At 71.6% G+C, this 20,964-nt stretch carries 20 protein-coding genes; 11 read left to right on the forward strand and 9 right to left on the reverse strand.

The window, feature by feature from the left end:
- Nucleotides 1-31: 31 nt before the first annotated feature.
- Nucleotides 32-601, forward strand: a complete 570-nt coding sequence (locus ACIOMQ_RS33080; RefSeq protein ID WP_401754022.1) for a DUF6114 domain-containing protein — start codon at nucleotides 32-34, stop codon at nucleotides 599-601.
- The gene (locus ACIOMQ_RS33085; protein WP_402191536.1) at nucleotides 591-1,868 is read left to right on the forward strand and encodes a hypothetical protein; all 1,278 of its coding nucleotides are present in this window, start codon (nucleotides 591-593) and stop codon (nucleotides 1,866-1,868) included. The genes ACIOMQ_RS33080 and ACIOMQ_RS33085 overlap by 11 nt, the downstream gene beginning before the upstream one ends.
- Before the next feature lie 89 nt (nucleotides 1,869-1,957).
- On the opposite strand, the gene pyk is transcribed toward ACIOMQ_RS33085, so the two are convergent.
- The 3 genes from pyk to pta all read right to left on the reverse strand — a co-directional run bounded on the left by pyk (nucleotide 1,958) and on the right by pta (nucleotide 7,006).
- Complete coding sequence (gene pyk / locus ACIOMQ_RS33090; protein ID WP_362204802.1) at nucleotides 1,958-3,388, reverse strand: pyruvate kinase; 1,431 nt, start codon at nucleotides 3,386-3,388, stop codon at nucleotides 1,958-1,960.
- Nucleotides 3,389-3,462: 74 nt separating this feature from the next.
- Entirely contained in the window at nucleotides 3,463-4,767 is a 1,305-nt protein-coding gene (locus tag ACIOMQ_RS33095) for an acetate kinase (protein ID WP_401754028.1), read from the reverse strand.
- A 4-nt stretch (nucleotides 4,768-4,771) separates the two neighbouring features.
- Nucleotides 4,772-7,006 (reverse strand): phosphate acetyltransferase, encoded by a 2,235-nt coding sequence (pta, locus tag ACIOMQ_RS33100; RefSeq protein ID WP_402191538.1) that lies wholly within the window; start codon nucleotides 7,004-7,006, stop codon nucleotides 4,772-4,774.
- Nucleotides 7,007-7,316: 310 nt separating this feature from the next.
- Here pta and ACIOMQ_RS33105 point away from each other — a divergent pair, with 310 nt between their 5' ends.
- Complete coding sequence (locus tag ACIOMQ_RS33105; protein WP_362204811.1) at nucleotides 7,317-8,342, forward strand: ATP-dependent 6-phosphofructokinase; 1,026 nt, start codon at nucleotides 7,317-7,319, stop codon at nucleotides 8,340-8,342.
- Nucleotides 8,343-8,593: 251 nt separating this feature from the next.
- On the forward strand, nucleotides 8,594-9,637 hold the full coding sequence (locus ACIOMQ_RS33110; protein WP_402191541.1) for a helix-turn-helix domain-containing protein: 1,044 nt from the start codon (nucleotides 8,594-8,596) through the stop codon (nucleotides 9,635-9,637).
- Between the two features lie 133 nt (nucleotides 9,638-9,770).
- On the opposite strand, the gene ACIOMQ_RS33115 is transcribed toward ACIOMQ_RS33110, so the two are convergent.
- From ACIOMQ_RS33115 to ACIOMQ_RS33125, 3 genes are all read right to left on the reverse strand, one after another.
- Complete coding sequence (locus ACIOMQ_RS33115) at nucleotides 9,771-10,409, reverse strand: XRE family transcriptional regulator (RefSeq protein WP_362205012.1); 639 nt, start codon at nucleotides 10,407-10,409, stop codon at nucleotides 9,771-9,773.
- A 207-nt stretch (nucleotides 10,410-10,616) separates the two neighbouring features.
- On the reverse strand, nucleotides 10,617-11,291 hold the full coding sequence (locus ACIOMQ_RS33120) for a response regulator (protein WP_362204817.1): 675 nt from the start codon (nucleotides 11,289-11,291) through the stop codon (nucleotides 10,617-10,619).
- Nucleotides 11,288-13,108 carry an ATP-binding protein gene (locus tag ACIOMQ_RS33125; RefSeq protein WP_362204820.1) on the reverse strand — a complete coding sequence of 607 codons (1,821 nt, stop codon included), beginning with the start codon at nucleotides 13,106-13,108 and terminating at the stop codon, nucleotides 11,288-11,290. Before ACIOMQ_RS33125 ends, ACIOMQ_RS33120 begins: the two co-directional genes overlap by 4 nt.
- A gap of 131 nt (nucleotides 13,109-13,239) precedes the next feature.
- On the opposite strand from ACIOMQ_RS33125, the gene ACIOMQ_RS33130 reads away from it, so the two are divergent.
- The 5 genes from ACIOMQ_RS33130 (at nucleotide 13,240) to ACIOMQ_RS33150 (ending at nucleotide 17,400) form a co-directional block, all read left to right on the forward strand.
- Nucleotides 13,240-14,643 carry a cation:dicarboxylate symporter family transporter gene (locus ACIOMQ_RS33130; protein WP_362204823.1) on the forward strand — a complete coding sequence of 468 codons (1,404 nt, stop codon included), beginning with the start codon at nucleotides 13,240-13,242 and terminating at the stop codon, nucleotides 14,641-14,643.
- 101 nt (nucleotides 14,644-14,744) lie between these two features.
- Nucleotides 14,745-15,149: a MerR family transcriptional regulator gene (locus ACIOMQ_RS33135; RefSeq protein ID WP_362204826.1), complete on the forward strand. Its 405-nt coding sequence runs from the start codon at nucleotides 14,745-14,747 to the stop codon at nucleotides 15,147-15,149.
- Between the two features lie 3 nt (nucleotides 15,150-15,152).
- Nucleotides 15,153-15,497: a thioredoxin gene (gene trxA / locus ACIOMQ_RS33140; protein ID WP_362204829.1), complete on the forward strand. Its 345-nt coding sequence runs from the start codon at nucleotides 15,153-15,155 to the stop codon at nucleotides 15,495-15,497.
- A 341-nt stretch (nucleotides 15,498-15,838) separates the two neighbouring features.
- On the forward strand, nucleotides 15,839-16,246 hold the full coding sequence (locus ACIOMQ_RS33145; RefSeq protein ID WP_362204832.1) for a YciI family protein: 408 nt from the start codon (nucleotides 15,839-15,841) through the stop codon (nucleotides 16,244-16,246).
- 8 nt (nucleotides 16,247-16,254) lie between these two features.
- Nucleotides 16,255-17,400, forward strand: coding sequence for an RNA polymerase sigma factor (locus ACIOMQ_RS33150; RefSeq protein WP_401261640.1), 1,146 nt, complete (start codon nucleotides 16,255-16,257; stop codon nucleotides 17,398-17,400).
- Nucleotides 17,401-17,637: 237 nt separating this feature from the next.
- Here ACIOMQ_RS33150 and ACIOMQ_RS33155 read toward each other — a convergent pair whose 3' ends face one another.
- The 3 genes from ACIOMQ_RS33155 to ACIOMQ_RS33165 form a co-directional block, all read right to left on the reverse strand.
- Nucleotides 17,638-17,817 carry a hypothetical protein gene (locus ACIOMQ_RS33155; protein WP_402191544.1) on the reverse strand — a complete coding sequence of 60 codons (180 nt, stop codon included), beginning with the start codon at nucleotides 17,815-17,817 and terminating at the stop codon, nucleotides 17,638-17,640.
- A gap of 215 nt (nucleotides 17,818-18,032) precedes the next feature.
- A complete protein-coding gene (locus ACIOMQ_RS33160; protein WP_362204838.1) occupies nucleotides 18,033-18,587 on the reverse strand; it encodes a GNAT family N-acetyltransferase in 555 nt (184 codons plus the stop codon).
- A gap of 13 nt (nucleotides 18,588-18,600) precedes the next feature.
- Nucleotides 18,601-19,839, reverse strand: a complete 1,239-nt coding sequence (locus tag ACIOMQ_RS33165; RefSeq protein WP_402191546.1) for a twin-arginine translocation signal domain-containing protein — start codon at nucleotides 19,837-19,839, stop codon at nucleotides 18,601-18,603.
- A 171-nt stretch (nucleotides 19,840-20,010) separates the two neighbouring features.
- Between ACIOMQ_RS33165 and ACIOMQ_RS33170 the strand changes: the two genes are divergently transcribed.
- Nucleotides 20,011-20,481 carry a hypothetical protein gene (locus ACIOMQ_RS33170; protein ID WP_362204844.1) on the forward strand — a complete coding sequence of 157 codons (471 nt, stop codon included), beginning with the start codon at nucleotides 20,011-20,013 and terminating at the stop codon, nucleotides 20,479-20,481.
- On the forward strand, nucleotides 20,478-20,948 hold the full coding sequence (locus ACIOMQ_RS33175) for a restriction endonuclease (RefSeq protein ID WP_402191548.1): 471 nt from the start codon (nucleotides 20,478-20,480) through the stop codon (nucleotides 20,946-20,948). The genes ACIOMQ_RS33170 and ACIOMQ_RS33175 overlap by 4 nt, the downstream gene beginning before the upstream one ends.
- Nucleotides 20,949-20,964 lie beyond the last annotated feature (16 nt).

Here is a 20,964-nt window from a genome sequence, read left to right on the forward strand (position 1 = left end):
CAGCAGTACCGGTTCCAGGGAGCTGTTTTCCATGAGCCCCGAGTCCACAGGGCAGAACGAGCACCACCTCCGCGTCTTCCGGCGGGGATTCCGCACCTGGCGGGGTAACCGGCCGTTCTGGGCGGGCCTGTTCACCATGGTGGGTGGTCTACCCATCGCGTACTTCCCGTACGCCAACATGCACCTCGGCAACATCACGCTGGCGATGTCCACGACCGCCGGTGCGGGATCGCTGATCATCGGGGTCCTGCTGATCACGCTGGGCCTCACGATGTGGTTCCACCACATCGTGAGAGTTTTCGCCGGAGTTGCCGCGATCCTGCTGGCGCTGATCTCCATACCGGTCGCCAACATCGGCGGATTCCTGATCGGCTTCCTGTTCGCCCTGCTCGGTGGAGCGCTCTCCATCTCCTGGGCCCCGGGCGAGCCGAAGCCCGACGCGGCGCATGCCGGTGCGCAGGGACAGATGGCCGAGGACGCCGGTTTCGGGACGCAGAAGCCCGAACCCGAGTTCCACAGCACGGCGGCGGTGCCCCAGCAGCAGCCGGAGCAGTACGACACGACAGTTGAGGTCGACGGCGGGAGGCATCGTGCGGGGTGACGAGACGCAGCTGAACGCGACCGGGGAGAACCTCCGGACGAGAGGCGGACCGCGCCACGCGGCCCCCAGGAAGTCGTTGCTGACGAAGCTGCACATACCCGCCGGCAAGGCCTTCGCGCTCGCCGCCATGCCGACGGCCGTCTTCGTGGGTATGGGGCTCACTCCCAAACTCGCGCTGGCCGACGACAGAACGGACATCCCCTTCGCGCCCGGCCCCTGTGTGACCCGCTCCGACGAGCCGAGCGAATCGCCGTCCCCGTCCCCGTCCGCGTCGGAGACGAAGTCACCGTCCCCGTCCGCCACCGATTCCGGTGACAAGGGTGACGCGGCGACCCCGAAGCCCTCGGCGACTCCGTCCGCGAGCGACGCCGCGAAGCCTGAGGCGAAGACGAAGGCCGCCGATGCGCCCGCCGCCTCGCCGAGCGCCTCGCCCACGCCCACGAAGTCGAGGAACCCGCTCGACCCGCTGGGTCTCGGCGACGCGCTCAAGGACCTCTTCGACGGACCGGGCAAGGCGGCGGCGAGCCCGTCCCCGAGCGCCACCACCGCGTCTCCGAAGCCGTCGCAGAGCGACGCCGCCGAGCCCGCGGAGAAGCCCGCAGAGAAGCCCGCGGAGAAGGTCACGGGCGCCGCGAAGGAGACGGCTGACAGGACCGCCGCCGCCATCCGCGACGCCGCGGACCGGGCCGGCCGGCCGGTCGAGGAGCTCGACGACAGCGCCAAGGGGCTCGACGCCAAGAAGGACGAGGACATCCCGGACGGCGCCAAGCAGCGCTTCCCGTGTCCGACCGCCGACCCCGAGGCACTGGCCGCGGCCGAGCCGGAAACGGGCCTGCCGCTGCTGCCGACCGATCCGTGGATCCTGGACAGCTCGTTGCTCACTCTCAACGGGCTCGACTACAAGGGCATCGTCGAGGTGAAGACGCAGGACGGCACCGTCAAGAAGGTGCTGAAGTTCACCGCGAGCTCCGTCGACATCAAGGACCTCCACCAGCTGACGGTCGGCCCGGCCGGCACCACGGCCCACGTCCAGGCGCGGAAGGGCTCCACGTCCACCATCCGCGACGGCAAGGTGACGATGTACACGGAGGAGCTGAAGGGCAACCTCTTCGGCCTCATCCCGGTCACCTTCAGCCCGAAGACCCCGCCGCCGCTGAACGTCCCGTTCGCCTTCTTCACCAAGGTCAAGGTGACCCAGGCCGGCCAGTTCGGCGGCACGCTCACGGTGCCGGGGCTGCACAACTACTTCACCGGCGCCAACGGCTAGCGGACGCCGACCCGTTCGGGAGCCGCGTCAAGACCGTGGGCCGCACTCCAAAGGGAGTGCGGCCCACGGTCGTACGGGTACCGGGCGCGTCAGTCGCGCTCGCCGCCGCCCACGTGGTGCACCCGCACCATGTTCGTCGTGCCCGGGATGCCGGGGGGCGAGCCGGCCGTGATGACCATGGTGTCGCCCTCGTTGTAGCGGTCCAGCTTCAGGAGCTCCGCGTCGACCAGGTCGACCATCGCGTCCGTGTTGTCCACGTGCGGCACGACGTGGGCCTCGACGCCCCAGCTCAGGGCGAGTTGGTTGCGGGTGGACTCGTCCGTGGTGAACGCCAGGATGGGCTGCGCCGCGCGGTAGCGGGAGAGGCGGCGGGCCGTGTCGCCGGACTTGGTGAAGGCGACCAGCGCCCTGCCGTTCAGGAAGTCCGCGATCTCGCACGCGGCGCGGGCCACCGAACCGCCCTGGGTGCGGGGCTTCTTGCCCGGAACCAGCGGCTGGAGGCCCTTGGAGAGCAGCTCCTGCTCGGCCGCGACGACGATCTTCGACATCGTCTTGACCGTCTCGACCGGGTACGCGCCCACGCTGGACTCGGCGGACAGCATGACCGCGTCCGCGCCGTCCAGGATCGCGTTGGCGACGTCGGACGCCTCGGCGCGGGTCGGCCGCGAGTTGGTGATCATCGACTCCATCATCTGGGTCGCCACGATCACCGGCTTGGCGTTGCGGCGGCAGAGCTCCACCAGGCGCTTCTGCACCATCGGGACCTTCTCCAGGGGGTACTCGACGGCGAGGTCGCCACGGGCGACCATCACGCCGTCGAACGCCATGACGACGCCCTCCATGTGCTCGACGGCCTGCGGCTTCTCGACCTTGGCGATGACGGGGACCCGGCGGCCCTCCTCGTCCATCACCTTGTGGACGTCCTTGATGTCGTTGGCGTCGCGTACGAAGGAGAGCGCCACCAGGTCGCAGCCCATCCGCAGGGCGAACCGCAGGTCGTCGACGTCCTTCTCGGACAGCGCCGGGACGTTGACCGCCGCGCCGGGCAGGTTGATGCCCTTGTGGTCGGAGATGACACCGCCCTCGATGACGATGGTCTTCACCCGGGGGCCCTCGACCGCGACGACCTTCAGCTCGACGTTGCCGTCGTTGATCAGGATCGGGTCGCCCTTGGCGACGTCGCCGGGCAGGCCCTTGTAGGTCGTGCCGCAGATCGACCTGTCGCCGGGGACGTCCTCCGAGGTGATGGTGAACTCGTCCCCGCGGACCAGCTCGACGGGGCCCTCGGCGAACTTCGCCAGGCGGATCTTCGGGCCCTGGAGGTCGGCGAGCACACCGACCGCACGACCGGTCTCGGCGGCGGCCTTGCGGACCCGGTCGTAACGACCCTGGTGCTCCTCGTGGCTGCCGTGACTGAAGTTGAAGCGGGCCACGCTCATGCCGGCCTCGATCAGAGCGACGAGCTGCTCATGGGAGTCGACGGCGGGACCGAGTGTGCAGACGATTTTGGAACGGCGCATGAGGCGGATCCTATCGGTTTGTTTCGCTACGGAATATTCCGTCTGGTGGAAGGTACAAAGGGGCGCGGGGGTGCTCAGTTGTCGGCCTGTCCGACGAGTGCGAAGGTCTGGACGGCGATCTCCAGCTCCTCGTCCGTCGGCACCACGGCGACCGCGACCCGTGCGTAGTCCGGCGAGATCAGCCGCGGCACGTCGGACCGTACGGCGTTCAGATCCGGGTCCACCGCCAGGCCGAGCTCCTCCAGCCCGGCGATCGCAGCCTCCCGTACCGGCGCCGAGTTCTCCCCGACCCCCGCCGTGAAGACCACGGCATCCACCCGCCCGAGGACCGCCGAATAGGCGCCGATGTACTTCTTCAGCCGGTGCACATAGATGTCGAACGCCAGCGCGGCCCGCTCGTCGCCCTCGTCGACCCGGCGCCGGATCTCCCGCATGTCGTTGTCGCCGCAGAGCCCGACCAGACCGCTCCTCTTGTTGAGCAGCTCGTCGATCTCGTCCGTCGACATCCCGGCGACCCGCTTCAGGTGGAAGGTGACGGCCGGATCGATGTCTCCGGAGCGCGTACCCATCACCAGCCCCTCCAGCGGGGTCAGCCCCATCGAGGTGTCCACGCACCGGCCGCCCGCCACCGCCGACGCCGAGGCGCCGTTGCCCAGGTGCAGCACGATGACATTGACCTCCTCCGGGGTGCGCCCCAGCAGCCCGGCGGCCTTGCGGGAGACGTACGCGTGCGAGGTGCCGTGGAATCCGTAGCGCCGGATGCGGTGCGCGTCGGCCGTCTCCACGTCGATCGCGTACCGCGCCGCGTACTCCGGCATCGTCGTGTGGAACGCCGTGTCGAAGACCGCCACCTGCGGAAGGTCCGGACGCAGCGCCCGCGCCGTGCGGATGCCGGTGAGGTTCGCCGGGTTGTGCAGCGGGGCCACCGGAACCAGGCGCTCGATCTCCTCCAGCACCTCGTCGGTGATCACGGTCGGTTCGGTGAACCGCAGCCCGCCGTGCACCACCCGGTGACCGATCGCCGCCAGCGCGGGGGAGTCCAGGCCCAGCCCGTCGGCCGCCAGCTCCTCCGCCGCCGCCTTCAGCGCGGCCGCGTGGTCGGCGATCGGGCCGATGCGCTCGCGCGGCTCGGCGCCTCCCGCCCGTCGCCCGCCACCACCCTCGACGGAGGCCCTTCCGGCCACCTCTTCCGATGAGGCCAGCGGGGTGTGCACCAGGCGGGAGGTCTCCTCGCCGATCCGCTCGACCAGCCCGACCGCGAGCCGGGAGCGGTCGCGCATGTCCAGCAGCTGGTACTTCACCGACGAGGAGCCGGAGTTGAGGACCAGCACGCGGTACGCGCCCGTCGTGGAAGAGCCCTGTGCGGTCGGGGTGGTCATCCGTTCACTCCTCGCCCTGCGCCTGGATCGCCGTAATGGCCACGGTGTTGACGATGTCCTGGACGAGCGCGCCCCGGGACAGGTCGTTGACGGGCTTGCGCAGCCCCTGGAGCACCGGTCCGACGGCCACCGCGCCCGCCGAGCGCTGCACGGCCTTGTAGGTGTTGTTGCCGGTGTTCAGGTCCGGGAAGATCAACACCGTCGCCTGTCCCGCCACCTCGGAGCCGGGCAGCTTCGTCGCGGCGACGCTCGGCTCCACCGCGGCGTCGTACTGGATCGGTCCCTCGATCCTGAGGTCCGGCCTGCTCGCGCGGACCCGCTCCGTCGCCTCGCGCACCTTGTCGACGTCGGCCCCCGATCCGGAGGTGCCCGTCGAGTACGAGAGCATCGCGATCCGCGGCTCCACGCCGAAGCGGGCGGCGGTCGTGGCCGACTGCACCGCGATGTCCGCGAGCTGCGCCGCGTCCGGGTCCGGGTTGACCGCGCAGTCGCCGTACACCAGGACCTTGTCGGCGAGGCACATGAAGAAGACGGACGAGACGATCGAGGCGTCCGGCTTCGTCCCCCCGGCGTCCGCCGCCCCCCTGTCCGACGCGCTTCGCTCGGGCCCCTTTGTCCTCCCGTCGCCCGCCACCGCCCTGCCTGACGAGCTTCGCTCGGCCCCCTTTGCCCTCCCGTCGCCCGCCACCGCCCTGCCTGACGAGCTTCGCTCGGCCCCCTTTGTCTTGATGATCTCGAACGCCGGACGGATCGTCGCCGCGGTGGAGTGCACCGCCCCGGAGACCATGCCGTCCGCGAGCCCCTCCTGGACCATCATCGTGCCGAAGTAGTTGACGTCCACAATGACGTCGTACGCCAGCTCCACCGTGACCCCGCGGTGTGCGCGCAGCTGCGCGTACCGCTCGGCGAAGCCCTGGCGCAGCTCGGAGGTCTGCGGGTCGACGAGCCGCGTACCGGCGAGATCGATGCCGAGGTCCGCGGCCTTCTTGCGGATGACGTCGGTGTCGCCGAGGAGGGTCAGCTCGCAGACATCGCGGCGCAGCAGCACGTCGGCGGCGCGCAGCACCCGCTCCTCGGTGCCCTCGGGCAGGACGACGCGGCGCCGGTCGGCGCGGGCCTGCTCCAGCAGCTCGTGCTCGAACATCATCGGGGTGACGCGGCTGCTGCGGGCCACCGAGATCCGGTCCAGCAGCGCGGCGGTGTCCACATGGCGCTCGAAGAGGCCCAGCGCGGTCTCCGCCTTGCGGGGCGTCGCCGCGTTCAACTTTCCTTCCAGGGCGAAGAGTTGCCCAGCCGTGGGGAACGAACCGCCGACCACCGAGACGACCGGGGTCCCCGGTGCGAGCCGCGCGGCCAGCTTGAGTATCTCCTCGCCGGGACGCTCGTCCAGGGTCAGCAGCACACCGGCGATGGGCGGAGTCCCGGCGCTGTGCGCGGCGAGCGAACCGACCACCAGATCCGCCCGGTCCCCGGGCGTGACCACCAGGCAGCCCGGCGTCAGCGCCTTCAGCATGGTCGGCAGCATCGCACCGCCGAAGACGAAGTCCAGCGCGTCCCTGGCCAGCCCGGAGTCGTCGCCGAGCAGCACCGTGCCGCCGAGCGCCGCGGTGATCTGGGCGACGGTCGGCGCGGAGAGCGCCGCATCGTCCGGCAGCACCGAACAGGAGACGGGCAGCTGGGCCGTCAGCCGCTCCGCGATGGCATCGCGGTCCTCGGCCGCCACCCGGTTGACGATCATCGCGAGGACGTCGCAGCCCAGACCGGTGTACGCCCGGTAGGCATTGCGGGTCTCGGCCCGCACCGACTCCGCGGTCTGGCCCTTCCCGCCGACCACCGCGATCACCGAGGCGCCGAATTCATTGGCGAGGCGGGCGTTGAGCGCCAGCTCGTCGGGGAGCTGGGTGGCGGCGAAGTCGGTGCCGAGCACCAGCACGACCTCGTACTTCTGGGCCACCTGGTGGAAGCGTTCCACGAGCCGGGAGACCAGTTCGTCGGTGCCCTGCTCCGCCTGGAGCGCGGATGCCTCGTGGTAGTCCAGGCCGTAGGCCGACGCCGGGTCCTGGGGGAGGCGGTAGCGCGCCCGCAGGAGTTCGAAGAGCCGGTCGGGTCCGTCGTGGACGAGCGGCCGGAACACCCCGACCCGGTCCACCTGACGCGTCAGGAGCTCCATGACTCCCAGATCGACGACCTGGCGGCCGTCTCCCCGGTCGATCCCGGTCACGTACACGCTGCGCGTCACGCGTGCTCTCCCGTCCAGTTCTGCGGTTTGGGATGGTATTGCCATGTTGACGATACCTGCGGGGTCCTGGACGCCGCCCGCCGGGCGAGGGGCCCCGCGCCAGGGGCCGTACGGCCCGCCCCGGGACTCGCCGGACGCCTTGCCGCACCCGGCGGAACACCCGTGCGGGCATCCCCGGAGCGGCGGGGGAGCGCGAGGTCCAGACCTGACGTGGGACAATCGACGTGGCTCACAGTACGGGGGATTCGTACGGGGGATTCCGTAGTCACCCCCGAAATGCACGGCACCAGCGAGCAGGAGATACAGCACGATGCGCATCGGAGTTCTCACCGCAGGCGGCGACTGCCCGGGCCTGAACGCAGTGATCCGGTCGGTCGTGCACCGGGCCGTGGTGGGTCACGGCGACGAAGTCATCGGCTTCGAGGACGGATTCAAGGGACTCCTCGACGGCCACTTCCGCCCCCTCGACCTCAACGCGGTCAGCGGCATCCTCGCCCGCGGCGGCACCATCCTCGGTTCGGCCCGGCTGGAGCGCGACCGGCTGCGCGAGGCCGCCGAGAACTGCGCCGAGCTCAGCCGCCGTTACGGCATGGACGCCCTCATCCCGATCGGCGGCGAAGGCACCCTCACCGCCGCGCGGATGCTGGCGGACGCCGGAATGCCCGTCGTCGGCGTTCCCAAGACGATCGACAACGACATCTCCGCCACCGACCGCACCTTCGGCTTCGACACCGCGGTGGGCGTCGCCACCGAAGCCATAGACCGCCTCAAGACCACCGCCGAATCGCACCAGCGGGTCATGGTCGTCGAGGTGATGGGACGCCACGCGGGCTGGATCGCGCTGGAGTCCGGCATGGCGGGCGGCGCGCACGGCATCTGCCTCCCCGAGCGCCGTTTCCAGGTCGAGGACCTGGTCAAGATGGTCGAGGAGCGCTTCGCGCGCGGCAAGAAGTTCGCGGTCATCTGCGTCGCCGAGGGCGCGCACCCGGCCGAGGGCTCCATGCCGTACGCCAAGGGCGAGATCGACCAGTACGGTCACGAGCGCTTCCAGGGCATCGGCAACCGGCTGGCCATCGAGCTGGAGACCCGGCTCGGCAAGGAGGCCCGGCCGGTCATTCTCGGCCACGTGCAGCGGGGCGGGACGCCGACCGCGTACGACCGGGTGCTCGCCACCCGCTTCGGCTGGCACGCGGTGGAGGCCGCACACCGGGGCGACTTCGGCCGGATGACGGCCCTGCGCGGCAACGACATCGAGATGGTGCCGCTCGCCGACGCCATCACCCAGCTCAAGACGGTCCCGGCGGCCCGGATGGACGAGGCCGAGTCGGTCTTCTGACCCCGGACGCGCGCGGCGGCGCCCCCGGAACCTCACGGGAAACGGCCGGCGGCCCTGACTGTCCCCCCGTGGACGGTCAGGGCCGCTTGCCGTTCCCCCTGGCTCCCAGGGCCTTCTCCGGAGGTCGGGCCGGACCGGCCGTGGTGCCGGAATCCACTCTTGAGCCGGCGGCCCGGATCAACAAGGCTTACCCCTGTCCGGGACATGTCCCAACGCTGTCCGGGCGCTCGATTCGGGGGAGGGCACAGGGCATGGTGGTCGAGGACAGGGCTCCGGATCCGCGGGAGGCGCGGAGCGCGGCCGAGTTCGTCGCCCTGCTGCGGCTGCTCAAGGACGCGTCCGGTCTGACGTTCCGCGAGCTGACGCAGCGGGCGGACGCGGCCGGGGAGGTCCTGCCGCGCTCCACGATCGCCAACATGCTGGGGCGTACGTCGGTACCGCGCGAAGAACTCCTCGCCGCCTTCGTGCGGGCCTGCGGCTGCGGGCCCGCGGCGGTGGAGGACTGGCTCGCCGTACGCAAGGAACTCGCCGTGCACGGGCGGCGGAGCGGGGGAGCGGGCGAGGCCGAGGAGGTGCGTGGTACGGGTGGGGCCGGGGAGGTGCGTGGTACGGGCGGGGCCGGGGAGGTCCCGGCCGCGCCGCCCGAGCGGTCGCCCGAGCCGCCCGCCGGGACGTCTCCGGCCCGTCGCCGCCGCCGGTTTTGGAACGTGCTGGTGGCCGCCGCCTCGCTGCTGGTGCTCGCGGCCGCCGCGGTGGCCGTCGCCGTCCTCGCGCGCGACGAAGAGCCGGGGTCCCCTTCCGTCGCCGGGCCCGTGGCGGGACGGACGGTGCAGATCCGGTCCGTCCACTCCGGGCTCTGCCTCTCCGAGAAGCGGGGGTCCGACAGCGGCCGGCTCTACCAGGTGCCCTGCGACGGGGAGACGCTGCCGAGCTTCTCGCTGCGGCCACTGGGCGACGGCGTCTGGCGGATCGCGACCGACCACCCGGACTACGGCCCCGGCTGTACGGGTGTGTGGAACGGGATGCGGGAGGGCGGTGCCCCGATGCAGGACCAGGAGTGCGGCCGCCGCGGCTCCGCGGAGGCGTTCCGGATCGAGCCCCTGGGCCACCCCGCCGAGGGGTACCGGATCCGGCCCACCCACACCCGCCTGTGCGTCGGCGCCGAGGCGGGGAGCGGGGAGCGCGGCACCGAGATGGTGCAGCGGGGCTGCGACGGATCGGACCGGGGGAGCCTGTTCTCCTTCGACCCGGTGGCGACGGACGGCCCGGCGGCCCCGGACGCGGTCGGCGGCTGAGGGCGGCGCGGCCGGTGGCCGGTTGCCGGTGGCTGGGGGCGGCACGGACGGTGGGCGGTTGCCGACGGTTGCCCTCGGCTGAGGGCGGTGCGGGCCGTGGGCGGGGACGCGTGGCCGGGGGAAGCCGGGCGGCTCAGGCGCTGGTCCCCCGTACCCCCGCCGTCTGCCAGAACCGGTCCACGATGTTCGCCAGGAACGCCCGCCCCGCGTCACCCGTCGACCCGGTCCGCTCCGTACCCGTGCTGCTCCAGCCCAGCGTCGACACCATCAGTGCCTGGTAGTCGGCGTGCAGCTGTTCCAGTACGTCCTGCAGGAATCCGCGCTCCAGCGGCACCAGCTTCGCCACCGGCCGGACCTGGGCCTGCCAGCGCGTCGCCACCGCACCGCGCAACAGCTCCGCCAGCTCCTCCTCCCGGCCGGACACCGCCACGAACCCGGCGGCGGTCAGCCCCAGCACCTCGCTGAGCACCGCGGACTGGCGTTCGTTGCCGCGCCAGCGCCCCGCCTCCTCCATCCGCAGATACGCCGAGGCGGTCAGCCCCAGCAGCCGCGCCAGCTCCTCGACGGCCAGCTCCCGGGCCACCCGGTGCTCGCGCAGGGTGCGCGCGGCGGTGAGCAGCTCGCCCGGCGAGCACCACAGCACTCCGGCCAGCGCGGTGAGTTCGTACTCGGTCGGGACGGCGAGCCCGCGCTCCCAGGCGACCACCGTCTCGGTGCTGATACGGAGTCCGTACTGAGCCCCGAGACCGTAGGCGACATGGCCGGGAAGCATCCCCAGGGCCTCGCGGAGACGGCGCGCGGCGGGGGCGTTGAAGGGCGGGGAGGGGTGCACGGCCCCACCGTAGAAGTCGACACGCGGTCTGACTACGGTGTGTTCGACCGATATCACGGCTCGTATGAACGTCCTAGTGCGGTGGCTTCGGTGCTGTATGTCCCGGTGCCGTGTCTCCCGGCGCCGTCCGTCCCGGCGCCGTACGGATCAGCGCACCTGGGTCACCCAACGGTAGTGCAGCTCCGGACGCCCGACCTGGCCGTACTGCGGACTGCGTACCGCGCGCCCCACCGTCACCAGATGTTCCAGATAGCGGCGCGCGGTGATCCGCGAGATGCCCAGCTCCGACCCGGCCGCGCCTGCCGTGATCCCGTCCGGGGCGGCCCGCAGCACACGGGTGACGGCCTCCAGCGTGGGACCGCTCAGCCCCTTCGGCAGCCGGGTCGGCTGCGGCGCGCGCAGTGCGCCGAGCGCCCGGTCCACCTCGTCCTGACCGCTCGCCTCGCCGGCCGCCGCGCGGAACTCGGCGTAGCGGACGAGCCGGTCGCGCAGCGTGGCGAAGGTGAACGGCTTCAGCACGTACTGGACGACACCGAGCGACACCCCCTCCCGGACCACCGCCAGGTCGCGCGCCGACGTCACCGCGATGACGTCCGCCGAGTGGCCGGCCGCGCGCAACGAGCGCAGCAGCTGCAGGCCGTGCCCGTCCGGCAGGTACAGATCCAGGAGCAGCAGATCGACCGGCCCGCGGTCCAGCGCCCGCACCGCCTCCGCGCGCGAGTGCGCGACCGCGGCCACCTCGAATCCGGGGACGCGGCCCACGTACAGCCGATGGGCGTCCGCAGCTACGAGGTCGTCTTCTACGACCAGCACCTGGATCACGCGGTCGCCTCCTTCGTGGTGCGCGTCGTGCGGCCGCCGATGGTCAGCGGCAGCCGCACCGTGAACTCCGCACCGCCGTCCGGACCGCGGTCCAGCGCCACCGTCCCGCCGTTGCGGTGCACCGCCTGCCGCACGAGGGCCAGCCCGATCCCCCGGCCCGCGCCGCGCGTCGACCAGCCGCGGCCGAACACCGCTCCGGCGTCGTCCGGATCGATCCCGGCGCCGGTGTCGGCGACCCGCAGCAGCAGCCCGTCCTCCCCGGCGAGCGCGGTGACGGTGACCCGGGCGCGGGCGGCCCGGCCCGGCACCGCTCCCCGCTGGGCGGGCACGGCCGCGGGACCGGGCGGGCCGGCCTCTTCCGAGCCGGCCGCACCGGTCGCCGGGTCCGGCCCACCGGTCGCAGGATCCGGCTCACCGGTCAAGGGGTCCGGCCCACCGGTCGCCGGGTCCAGTCCACCGGCCACGGGGTCCGGCCCATCGGTCGCCGCCTCCGATGCCGCGTCCACCGCGTTGTCGATCAGGTTGCCGAGGATCGTCACCAGGTCCCGAGGGAGCAGTGTCGTCGGCAGGGCACCGTCGTCGATCAGACTGTCGTCCGCGAGCACCAGCTCCACCCCCCGCTCGTTCGCCTGTGCCGCCTTGCCCAGGAGCAGCGCCGCCAGCACCGGTTCGGCGACGGCTCCCACCACCCGGTCGGTGAGGGTCTGGGCCAGCTCCAGTTCGGCGGTGGCGAAACCGACCGCCTCCTCGGCCCGGCCCAGTTCGATCAGCGAGACGACGGTGTGCAGCCGGTTCGCCGCCTCGTGCGCCTGCGAGCGCAATGCCTGGGTGAACCCCCGCTCGGAGTCCAACTCGCCCGACAGCGCCTGGAGTTCGGTGTGATCACGCAGTGTCACGACCGTACCGCGCTGCTCCCCGCCCACCACCGGGCGGGTGTTGACCACGATCACCCGGTCGGTCGTCAGGTGCAGCTCGTCGACCCGTTCTTCGGAGGCGAGCAGCGCACCGGTGAGCGGCGCCGGCAGATCGAGGTCGGCGACCCTGCGTCCGACCGCCCCCGGGCCGAGACCGAGCAGCTCCCGGCCCGCGTCGTTGATCAGCGCGATCCTGCGCCGCCCGTCGAGCATCAGCAACCCCTCGCGCACCGCGTGCAGCGTGGCCTGGTGGTAGTCGTGCATCCGGCTCAGCTCGGCGGCGTTCATGCCGTGCGTGTGCCGCCGGAGCCGGGCGTTGATCACATACGTACCGATGCCGCCGAGTGCCAGCGCCCCGCCCGCCGCCAGCCCCAGCGCCCCCAGCTGCTCCCGCACCTGCGAGGAGACCCGCTCGACCGTGATGCCCGCACTGACCAGGCCGGTGATCCTGCCGCCGTCCCGGACCGGGGTGACGACCCGGATCGAGGGTCCGAGCGTGCCGGTGTACGTCTCCGAGAACGTCTCGCCGCGCAGCGCCCGCGCGGTGTGCCCGAGGAACTTCTCCCCGATCCGGTCGGCGTCCGGATGCGTCCAGCGGACCCGCTCCGGGGACATGATCGTGACGAAGGCGATCCCGGTGTCCCTGCGGACCTTGTCCGCGTACGGCTGCAGCACGGCGGACGGGTCCGGGGTGCGGATCGCCTCCCGTACGGACGGAGAGTCGGCGATCGCCAGCGCCGCCGCGGTGACCTGCCGGGCCGCGGTCTTCTTCGCCTGCTCGCTGCCGGAGGCGTAGGCGAAGAACGCGCACCCCGCCACCACGGCCGCGACCAGCACCACCTGCATGGCGAAGAGCTGCCCGGCCAGGCTGCGCGGGCGGGTACGGGGGCGGGGGAGACGCATGGCAACAGTCTGCCTGGCCGAAAACGCATGAACGAAATGCACGCAACAGTGACCGGCGTCACAAGGGGGCGGGATAGTCACCAAGCCCCCCAGGGACGGGGGAGCGACCCGGACGACCGAGGAGAACCCCCGTGGGAGTGGCAGCCGCCAAGCGGGACCGTACGCATTATCTGTATCTCGCCGTGATCGCGGCCGTGGGCCTCGGCATCCTCGTGGGCTTCGCGGCCCCGGACGTCGCCGTCGAACTCAAGCCGATCGGCACCGGCTTCGTGAACCTCATCAAGATGATGATCTCGCCCATCATCTTCTGCACGATCGTGCTGGGCGTCGGGTCGGTGCGCAAGGCCGCCAAGGTCGGCGCGGTCGGCGGCCTCGCCCTCGGCTACTTCCTGGTGATGTCGACCGTCGCGCTCGGCATCGGCCTGCTCGTCGGCAACTTCCTGGAGCCCGGCCAGGGCCTCCACCTCACCGAAGCGGTGCGCGCCGCGGGGGAGAAGCAGGCGGCGGGTGCCAGTGAGTCCACCGCGGACTTCCTGCTCGGCATCATCCCGACGACGATGGTCTCCGCCTTCACCGGGGGCGAGGTGCTGCAGACGCTGCTCATCGCCCTGCTCGCGGGCTTCGCGCTCCAGGCCATGGGCTCGGCCGGCGAGCCGGTCCTGCGCGGCATCGGCCACATCCAGCGCCTCGTCTTCCGCATCCTCGCCATGATCATGTGGGCCGCGCCGGTCGGTGCGTTCGGCGCGATGGCGGCGGTGGTCGGCGAGACCGGTGTCGACGCCCTGAAGTCCCTCGCGATCATCATGGTCGGCTTCTACCTCACCTGCGCGATCTTCGTCTTCGTGGTGCTCGGCACGATCCTGCGGCTGGTCGCCGGAGTGAACCTGGTGGCTCTGCTGAAGTACCTGGGCCGCGAATTCCTGCTGATCCTCTCCACCTCGTCGTCGGAGTCCGCGCTGCCGCGGCTCATCGCCAAGATGGAGCACCTCGGGGTCAGCAGGCCCGTCGTCGGCATCACCGTGCCGACCGGCTACTCCTTCAACCTCGACGGCACCGCGATCTACCTCACGATGTCCTCGCTCTTCATCGCCAACGCGATGGGCGACCCGCTGAGCGCCAGTGAGCAGATCTCGCTCCTGCTCTTCATGATCGTCGCCTCGAAGGGCGCGGCCGGAGTCACCGGCGCGGGCCTCGCCACCCTCGCGGGCGGCCTCCAGTCGCACCGCCCCGGCCTGGTCGACGGCGTCGGACTCATCGTCGGCATCGACCGCTTCATGAGCGAGGCCCGCGCCATGACGAACTTCGCGGGCAACGCGGTGGCCACGGTCCTGGTCGGAACCTGGACCAAGGAGATCGACAAGGAGCGGGTGGAGAAGGTCCTCTCCGGCGCGCTCCCCTGGAACGACGCGATGCTCAGCCAGGACGCCGATCACGGCGACGGCACCGGCAGCCTTCCGGAGTCTCGGGGCGACAGCACGGAAAGCCTCCCGGAGCCTCGGGGCGGCGACCAGGAGTCCGCCGCGGCGAAGGCCTAGTCACCGAAGAGCCCGGTACAGCGCCAGGGCCGTCGCGGGAGCTCCCGCGACGGCCCTTCGTGCTTGCCTTGACGTCCGCGTAAAGGTTTACGGTCACATACATGCGAATCGGGGAGCTGGCCGAGCGGGCCGGGACGACCACGCGGACTCTGCGGTACTACGAGTCGCGCGGGCTGCTGCCCGCGCGGCGGGCCGGCAACGGCTACCGCGCGTACGACGAGGAGGATCTGCGGCTCGTCCAGCAGATCCGGACCCTGCAGGACTTCGGGTTCGAGCTGGAGGAGACCCGGCCGTTCGTCGAGTGCCTGCGCGCCGGCCACCCGGCCGGCGACGCCTGCCCCGCCTCGCTCGCCGTCTACCGGCGCAAGCTCGGCGAGCTCGACTCGCTCATCGAGCAGCTCCAGGCGGTCCGCGCCCAGGTGGGCGCGCAGCTCGCCAAAGCCGAGCTGGAGGCCGCGGCGGAGCTTCCCGGCGGTCCGGAACCACGTTGTGAACTGGGAGGATGACAGATGATTCATGCAGCAGAGGGCGTGACCGAGGTCACCGACGACACCTTCGACGCGGAGGTACTCGCGGCCGGCCTTCCCGTACTGGTCGAGTTCACCGCCGACTGGTGCGGCCCGTGCCGCCAGCTCGCCCCCGTGCTCAGCGCCGTCGCCGCCGAGGAGGCCGGGCGCATCAAGATCGTCCAGATCGACGTCGACCACAACCCGGGGATAGCGAGCCGCTACGCGGTGCTGGCGATGCCGACCATGATGGTGTTCCGGTCCGGCGAACCCGTGAAGTCCATGGTGGGCGCCCGCCCCAAGCGCCGGCTGCTCCAGGAGCTGGAGGACGTGTTCGAGACGGTGTGAGGCGGGGCGTCGAGGACGCCCATGCCCTCCGCGCCGGACGATTCATCGGTCCGAGCACACCACGACGCGCCGGGACCGCACGTACGGTGACGCACGCGGGGCCTTCCCTTGATTCAGTTGCCTGGTCGCCGCTGATCTCGGAAGGCCTCGCTCCGTATCGCCCTCGCGCCACGCCATCGCCCTCGCGCCACGCCGTGGCCCCGGAGACCGCGGGGCGGCTCACCCGGGCTCGTCCACGAGGGCCAAAAGATTCGTACGGCGATGTCGAGAACCCGTGGCCTGCTCCGTCCTCGCAGTGAACGCGACCAGAATGGGTCGCACCAGCATCGAGGAGAATCACGATGGCCAAGTACTTGCTGCTCAAGCACTACCGCGGCGCCCCGGCCGCGGTCAACGACGTGCCCATGGACCAGTGGACGCCGGAGGAGATCTCGGCCCACATGCAGTACATGCAGGACTTCGCGGTCCGGCTGGAGGGAACCGGCGAGTTCGTCGACGGTCAGGCGCTCGCCCCCGAGGGGACGTGGGTCCGGTACGACGGCGAGGGCCGCCCGCCGGTCACCGACGGCCCGTTCGCCGAGACCAAGGACCTCATTGCCGGCTGGATGGTGATCGACGTCGACAGCTACGAGCGCGCCGTCGAGCTGGCCGGGGAGCTGTCGGCCGCCCCCGGGGCGGGCGGGAAGCCGATCCACGAGTGGCTCGAGGTGCGCCCGTTCCTGACCGCGCCGCCCACCATCACGGAGTGACCCCTCAGGTGAACGAGGCCCTGCTCCGGAGCCTCACGCCGAGCGTGCTCGGGATCCTCGTCCGCCGCGGAGCCGGCTTCGCGGCGGCCGAGGACGCCGTGCAGGACGCGCTGGTCGAGGCGGTCCGCGTCTGGCCGGCCGACCCGCCACGCGATGCGAAGGGCTGGCTGGTCACCGTGGCCTGGCGCCGGTTCCTCGACGCGACCAGGGCGGATGCCGCCCGCCGCCGGCGTGAGGACCGCGTCGACGAGGAGCCGGTGTCCGGGCCCGTGTCCGCGGTGGACGACACGCTCCAGCTCTACTTCCTGTGCGCCCACCCGTCGCTGACGCCGTCGTCCGCGGTCGCGCTCACGCTGCGCGCCGTCGGCGGGCTGACCACCCGCCAGATCGCCCGGGCCTACCTGGTGCCCGAGGCGACCATGGCGCAGCGCATCAGCCGGGCCAAGCGCACCGTCTCCGGCGTGCGGTTCGACCGGCCCGGCGACGTCGCCACCGTGCTGCGCGTCCTCTACCTGGTCTTCAACGAGGGCTACTCCGGCGATGTCGACCTCGCCGCCGAGGCCATCCGGCTCACCCGGCAGCTCGCGGCCGCGATCGACCACCCCGAGGTGGCGGGGCTGCTCGCACTCATGCTGCTCCACCACGCCCGGCGTGCCGCCCGGACCGCGCCCGACGGCAGCCTGGTGCCGCTCGCCGAGCAGGACCGCGGCCGGTGGGACACCGAGTCGATCGCCGAGGGCGTCGAGATCCTGCAGGCGGCCCTCGCCCGCGACCGGCTGGGTGAGTTCCAGGCCCAGGCCGCCATCGCGGCACTCCATGCCGACGCGCCCACCGCCGCGGAGACCGACTGGGTGCAGATCGTCGAGTGGTACGACGAGCTCGCGCGCCTGACCGGCAGTCCGGTCGTCCGGCTCAACCGCGCGGTGGCCGTCGGCGAGGCCGACGGGCCGCGTGCCGGCCTGGCGGCACTCGTGGTGCTGGACGACTCACTGCCCCGCCACGCCGCGGTGGCGGCGTACCTCCACGAACGCGACGGCGACCTGGCGACGGCGGCACGGTTGTACGCCGAGGCGGCCCTCAAGGCACCCAACCTCGCCGAGCGCGACCACCTGACGCGTCAGGCCGCCCGGCTCAACGCCCGCGGTTGCCGCTGACGGACCGTGCTCGGATCTGCCCGCAGCACCTGGCGCGGCCCCGCGCCGGACAGACCGTGGGCAGTACCCACCGCACCGTCCGGCAGGCAGTCCTCCGCCGCAAGGCCGGGGAGGCCGCTCGGTGGTCCGGGCGAGGGACCGGTCCCGGAGGGCCGCGAGGGCGGGCGGTGGGGTCGTCGCGGGTGGGATGACGTGCCCGTGGGTGTTGAGCAAGCAGTTCGCCTGGGCGCGGGAGCGTCAGGGGCGCTTGAGCATGCCCCGGAGTTCGGCGACGAGGCCGCGGACATCGCGTCCGGCGTCGGCTCCGGCGGCCTGCTCGCTCGTGGGGTGCGGGGCGGGGGTGCGGCAGGGGCGGCAGAGGCCGTCGGGGAGTGCTTCGGATGGGCCGGGTGTGCCGCATTCGGTGCATTCCACCATCAGGTGGCGAGCGGGGCTGTTGGGCGTGGCCGGTGCCGGGACGGTGGGCAGGTGGGGTGGGATCTTGTCGGTGAGGCGGCGGCGTACGAAGCTGATGGGGGAGCCGACCTGGGTGGGGAGGCCGCCCTCATGGACGGAGCCGCCGCTCGGAAGTCACGGTACGGCCACACCAGTCCCGACACCGTGATTGGCCTCGCTGTGGCTCTGGCCGGCGGTCAGCGCGGAGAGAGATCCAGCAGCATGGTGTGAAAGAGCGGCGCGTTCGGGATGCGTGGTCGCAGATCGCCCAGTGTCTTCCAGCCCCATGACTTGTACAACGTGTGGACCTTGGGGTGGTCCTGGACGACCAGGAGCGTGGCGCGCTGCTCGGGCCGTGGGGTGAGCAGCGCGTCGTGGAGTTGGCGGGCGGTGCCGGTCTTCCGCCACGGTGTGCGGACCATCAGCTCACTGAGGGCGTAGGTGCGTGTGCCGGTCTCGGCGATGGTGTCGGGGGGTACGTCGGTGAGTAGTCCGCCCCACCAGCGGCTGCCGGGGAGAAGCGGGGCCCCATACGCGTAGCCGACGGGCTGTCCGTCGTCGTAGCCGACGACGCAGCTCCAGCCCGGCCGGGCGGACCAGTTGTCGAGTCCCTCGGCGAACCGGTCGATGGCACAGAACGGGTCGCTCTGCGCAGCCTCGGCGTAGACCTCGGCGTACACCCTCAGCAGGAGTGGGCGCAGTTGGGCGGCTTGGTGGGTGGTGTAGTGGCGGAGTTCTATGGCAGCGGTCACTGCGGCGATTCTCCTATGCGGTGGAGAGGGCATGGTGGACAGCGGCGAGGCGACCGGTGATGTTCTCGCTGCTGACCTTCGAGGTGTCGACCGTCGCCGCGGTGGTTCGGGCGCCGGCCGTGTTGCCCTGGGCGATCTGGAGCTCGGCGAGTTGGACGCTGTAGTACGCGCGGCTGCGACGCAGGCCGGGTTCGAGGAGCGCGAGGGCCTGGGCGGTGGCGGTCTCGGCGTCGGCGAGCTGTCCCATGGCCTGGTGGGTGATGGCGGCGAGTCCGCTGATTTCGGCGGCGGTGAGGAAGTTCAGCCATCGGGGTGCGGGTTCGGTCGGGTCGATGCGGCCGTGTGCGGCTTGAGCGGCGACGAGGGCGCGGGCGGCGGCCGGGCGGTTGCCGATGCGGGCGTGGCCGATGGCGAGCCGGGATTGCAGCAGGGCCGCGTAGCGCGGGTCCTGGCGGGCTTCGCGGCTGGCAAGGGCGGTCTGGCTGATGCGCAGGGCTTCGCGATGGTGACCTCCGCGGCGGGCGTGGACCGCAAGGTCGGACCATGCACGGGCCTGGGCCCGGTGGCCGGCTCCGAGGATGGCTCTTTGTAGCGCAGTGGTGCGCCACCGGTGTGCTGCGTCCAGGTCCCCGGCATCGTCGGCGGCCCATCCGGCGGAACTGCACAGGGCCGCGATCGCGGTGTGGAGAGCCTGTTCGACGCGAGGCCCGTAGGTGCAGTGGTCGGCCGCGGTGGTCAGGCGGTCCAGGTAGGCGGTCGCGACGTCCAGGAGAGGTGCGCCACCGATTGCACTGAAGTGGGCGTCGAGGCGGTCGATCCGCTCGTGGGCACGAGCAATGTCGCTCATCGACAGACGGCCGCGCAGAGGGGTTTCGTCGATGCTGAGGGCAAGTGCGACCGTCGCGGCGGCGGACGCGGTGATGAAGCGGCGGCGGCGCACAGGCGCCTCCTTCGTCGGTGCGGGGGATTGTGGCGGGGCGGGCAGATTCGCGCTGTGCCTCCCCCTCGGGATGAACCCGAGTGCTTGCGCCGGACGGTCGAAGAGCTGTTCCAAGGCGTGAAGGTAGCGGGTCCAGGGCCAGTGGACTTCGCCACTGATCCAGCGCCTGACATGGCGATCGGTGCAATGGTGAGGGTGGTTCTCTCCGAAGATCTGCGCGGTGATCCGGTTGATCTCGTCGGCCAAGCCCTGGTGTGTGAGGCCGTACTCGGCCATCAGCGCTTCGAGCCGGACGTTTCGCTGTCTGTCCATCAGGTCCCCCGCAGGTGCCGGTCGTGGCGTAGACGGTACTTCTGCCGCTTTTCTCCTGCTGGTAAAACTGTCCGGTCCCTACCCCGGAGATGCCTGGAATCTGGCCTGAGCCCACCCGAACGTGTCGCGGTTGTCTAGGAGTGCACCGACAAACGCTTCGGGGAGATCCCTATGCCGAACTCATTCAGCCGCAACAACACCGCCCGGCTCTTACCGTCGAAGGTACGGAGGAGGGTCACGGCCCGCCAAGCCCCGACAGCGGGTGAAACCGCAGTCGCCCAGGTCACCACGGTTGCGCTGTACGCCGTGGTCCCGGTGCCGGGCGTGGAGAACCTGGTGCTGGCGCCCCTCGCCGCGCACGCGGACGCGCGGGGCTGGATCGTCCCAGCCGGTTGCGCGGTGAGCGACATCGGGCCACTCGGCCAGGACACCGACCTGAGGACAGGCTGGACACGGATCCGCGAAGCGGCAGACGACGGCCGGATCACCGGGATCACCGTCCCCTCGTTCGCGCACATCGCCTACCGCTGGAACGACTGGTGCGCGCAACGGTCCTGGCTGTTGCAGCGAGGACTGTTCGTCATCGCCACCGACCCCACCGACATGGCCATGGGCCTGGAACCGGAGGAGTCGCAATCGTGAGCCACTCCGTGCTGTACGACCCCGAGGCAGTCCGGACCGAGGAGCTGCCGCTCGACCGCGCACCCTTTATGGCGCTGGCCGACGCGATGCTGGCCCGGAAAGACGCGAGCGGCCTGCGGGCGGGCGACTGCACGCAGATCGCCCTGGTGCTCACCGGGCACGCTCGAATCGTCGCCGCCGAAGTCAGCCGGCAATTCGAGTCACTGCCCACAGGAAGTGAGCTACGGCCGGTGACTGAACAGGTCCTCCAGGAGGCGGGGCGCCGCCTGTCGGTGATTTGCCAGACCACCCTCGCGCACGCGCAACAGCGAGCCCGGCTGGTGAGAGCGCTGTATCGAGTACTGGACCAACTCGATGGAACGCGGCCCGTCCCGGCCCCCTGGCCGCCCGTGGCCTCTCCCGAGAATAAGGCACAGGAAGGCGCTCAACTCGCTGCTCTCAACGCCGAATCCAGGCGCGGAGCATGAGCGGGCCCCGTGCCAT

It is taken from the genome of Streptomyces sp. NPDC087845, from assembly GCF_044742755.1.
In the GTDB taxonomy this organism is placed as follows: domain Bacteria; phylum Actinomycetota; class Actinomycetes; order Streptomycetales; family Streptomycetaceae; genus Streptomyces.

What these genes read in the sequence shown, in the direction of transcription:
- ACIOMQ_RS33080 (WP_401754022.1), top strand. Translation starts at nt 32, where the DNA reads ATGAGCCCCGAGTCCACAGGGCAGAACGAGCACCACCTCCGCGTCTTC.
- pyk (WP_362204802.1), bottom strand. Translation starts at nt 3,388, where the DNA reads ATGCGCCGTTCCAAAATCGTCTGCACACTCGGTCCCGCCGTCGACTCC.
- ACIOMQ_RS33095 (WP_401754028.1), bottom strand. Translation starts at nt 4,767, where the DNA reads ATGACCACCCCGACCGCACAGGGCTCTTCCACGACGGGCGCGTACCGC.
- ACIOMQ_RS33105 (WP_362204811.1), top strand. Translation starts at nt 7,317, where the DNA reads ATGCGCATCGGAGTTCTCACCGCAGGCGGCGACTGCCCGGGCCTGAAC.
- ACIOMQ_RS33110 (WP_402191541.1), top strand. Translation starts at nt 8,594, where the DNA reads ATGGTGGTCGAGGACAGGGCTCCGGATCCGCGGGAGGCGCGGAGCGCG.
- ACIOMQ_RS33115 (WP_362205012.1), bottom strand. Translation starts at nt 10,409, where the DNA reads ATGCTTCCCGGCCATGTCGCCTACGGTCTCGGGGCTCAGTACGGACTC.
- ACIOMQ_RS33125 (WP_362204820.1), bottom strand. Translation starts at nt 13,108, where the DNA reads ATGCGTCTCCCCCGCCCCCGTACCCGCCCGCGCAGCCTGGCCGGGCAG.
- ACIOMQ_RS33135 (WP_362204826.1), top strand. Translation starts at nt 14,745, where the DNA reads ATGCGAATCGGGGAGCTGGCCGAGCGGGCCGGGACGACCACGCGGACT.
- trxA (WP_362204829.1), top strand. Translation starts at nt 15,153, where the DNA reads ATGATTCATGCAGCAGAGGGCGTGACCGAGGTCACCGACGACACCTTC.
- ACIOMQ_RS33145 (WP_362204832.1), top strand. Translation starts at nt 15,839, where the DNA reads ATGGCCAAGTACTTGCTGCTCAAGCACTACCGCGGCGCCCCGGCCGCG.
- ACIOMQ_RS33155 (WP_402191544.1), bottom strand. Translation starts at nt 17,817, where the DNA reads ATGGTGGAATGCACCGAATGCGGCACACCCGGCCCATCCGAAGCACTC.
- ACIOMQ_RS33165 (WP_402191546.1), bottom strand. Translation starts at nt 19,839, where the DNA reads ATGGACAGACAGCGAAACGTCCGGCTCGAAGCGCTGATGGCCGAGTAC.
- ACIOMQ_RS33170 (WP_362204844.1), top strand. Translation starts at nt 20,011, where the DNA reads ATGCCGAACTCATTCAGCCGCAACAACACCGCCCGGCTCTTACCGTCG.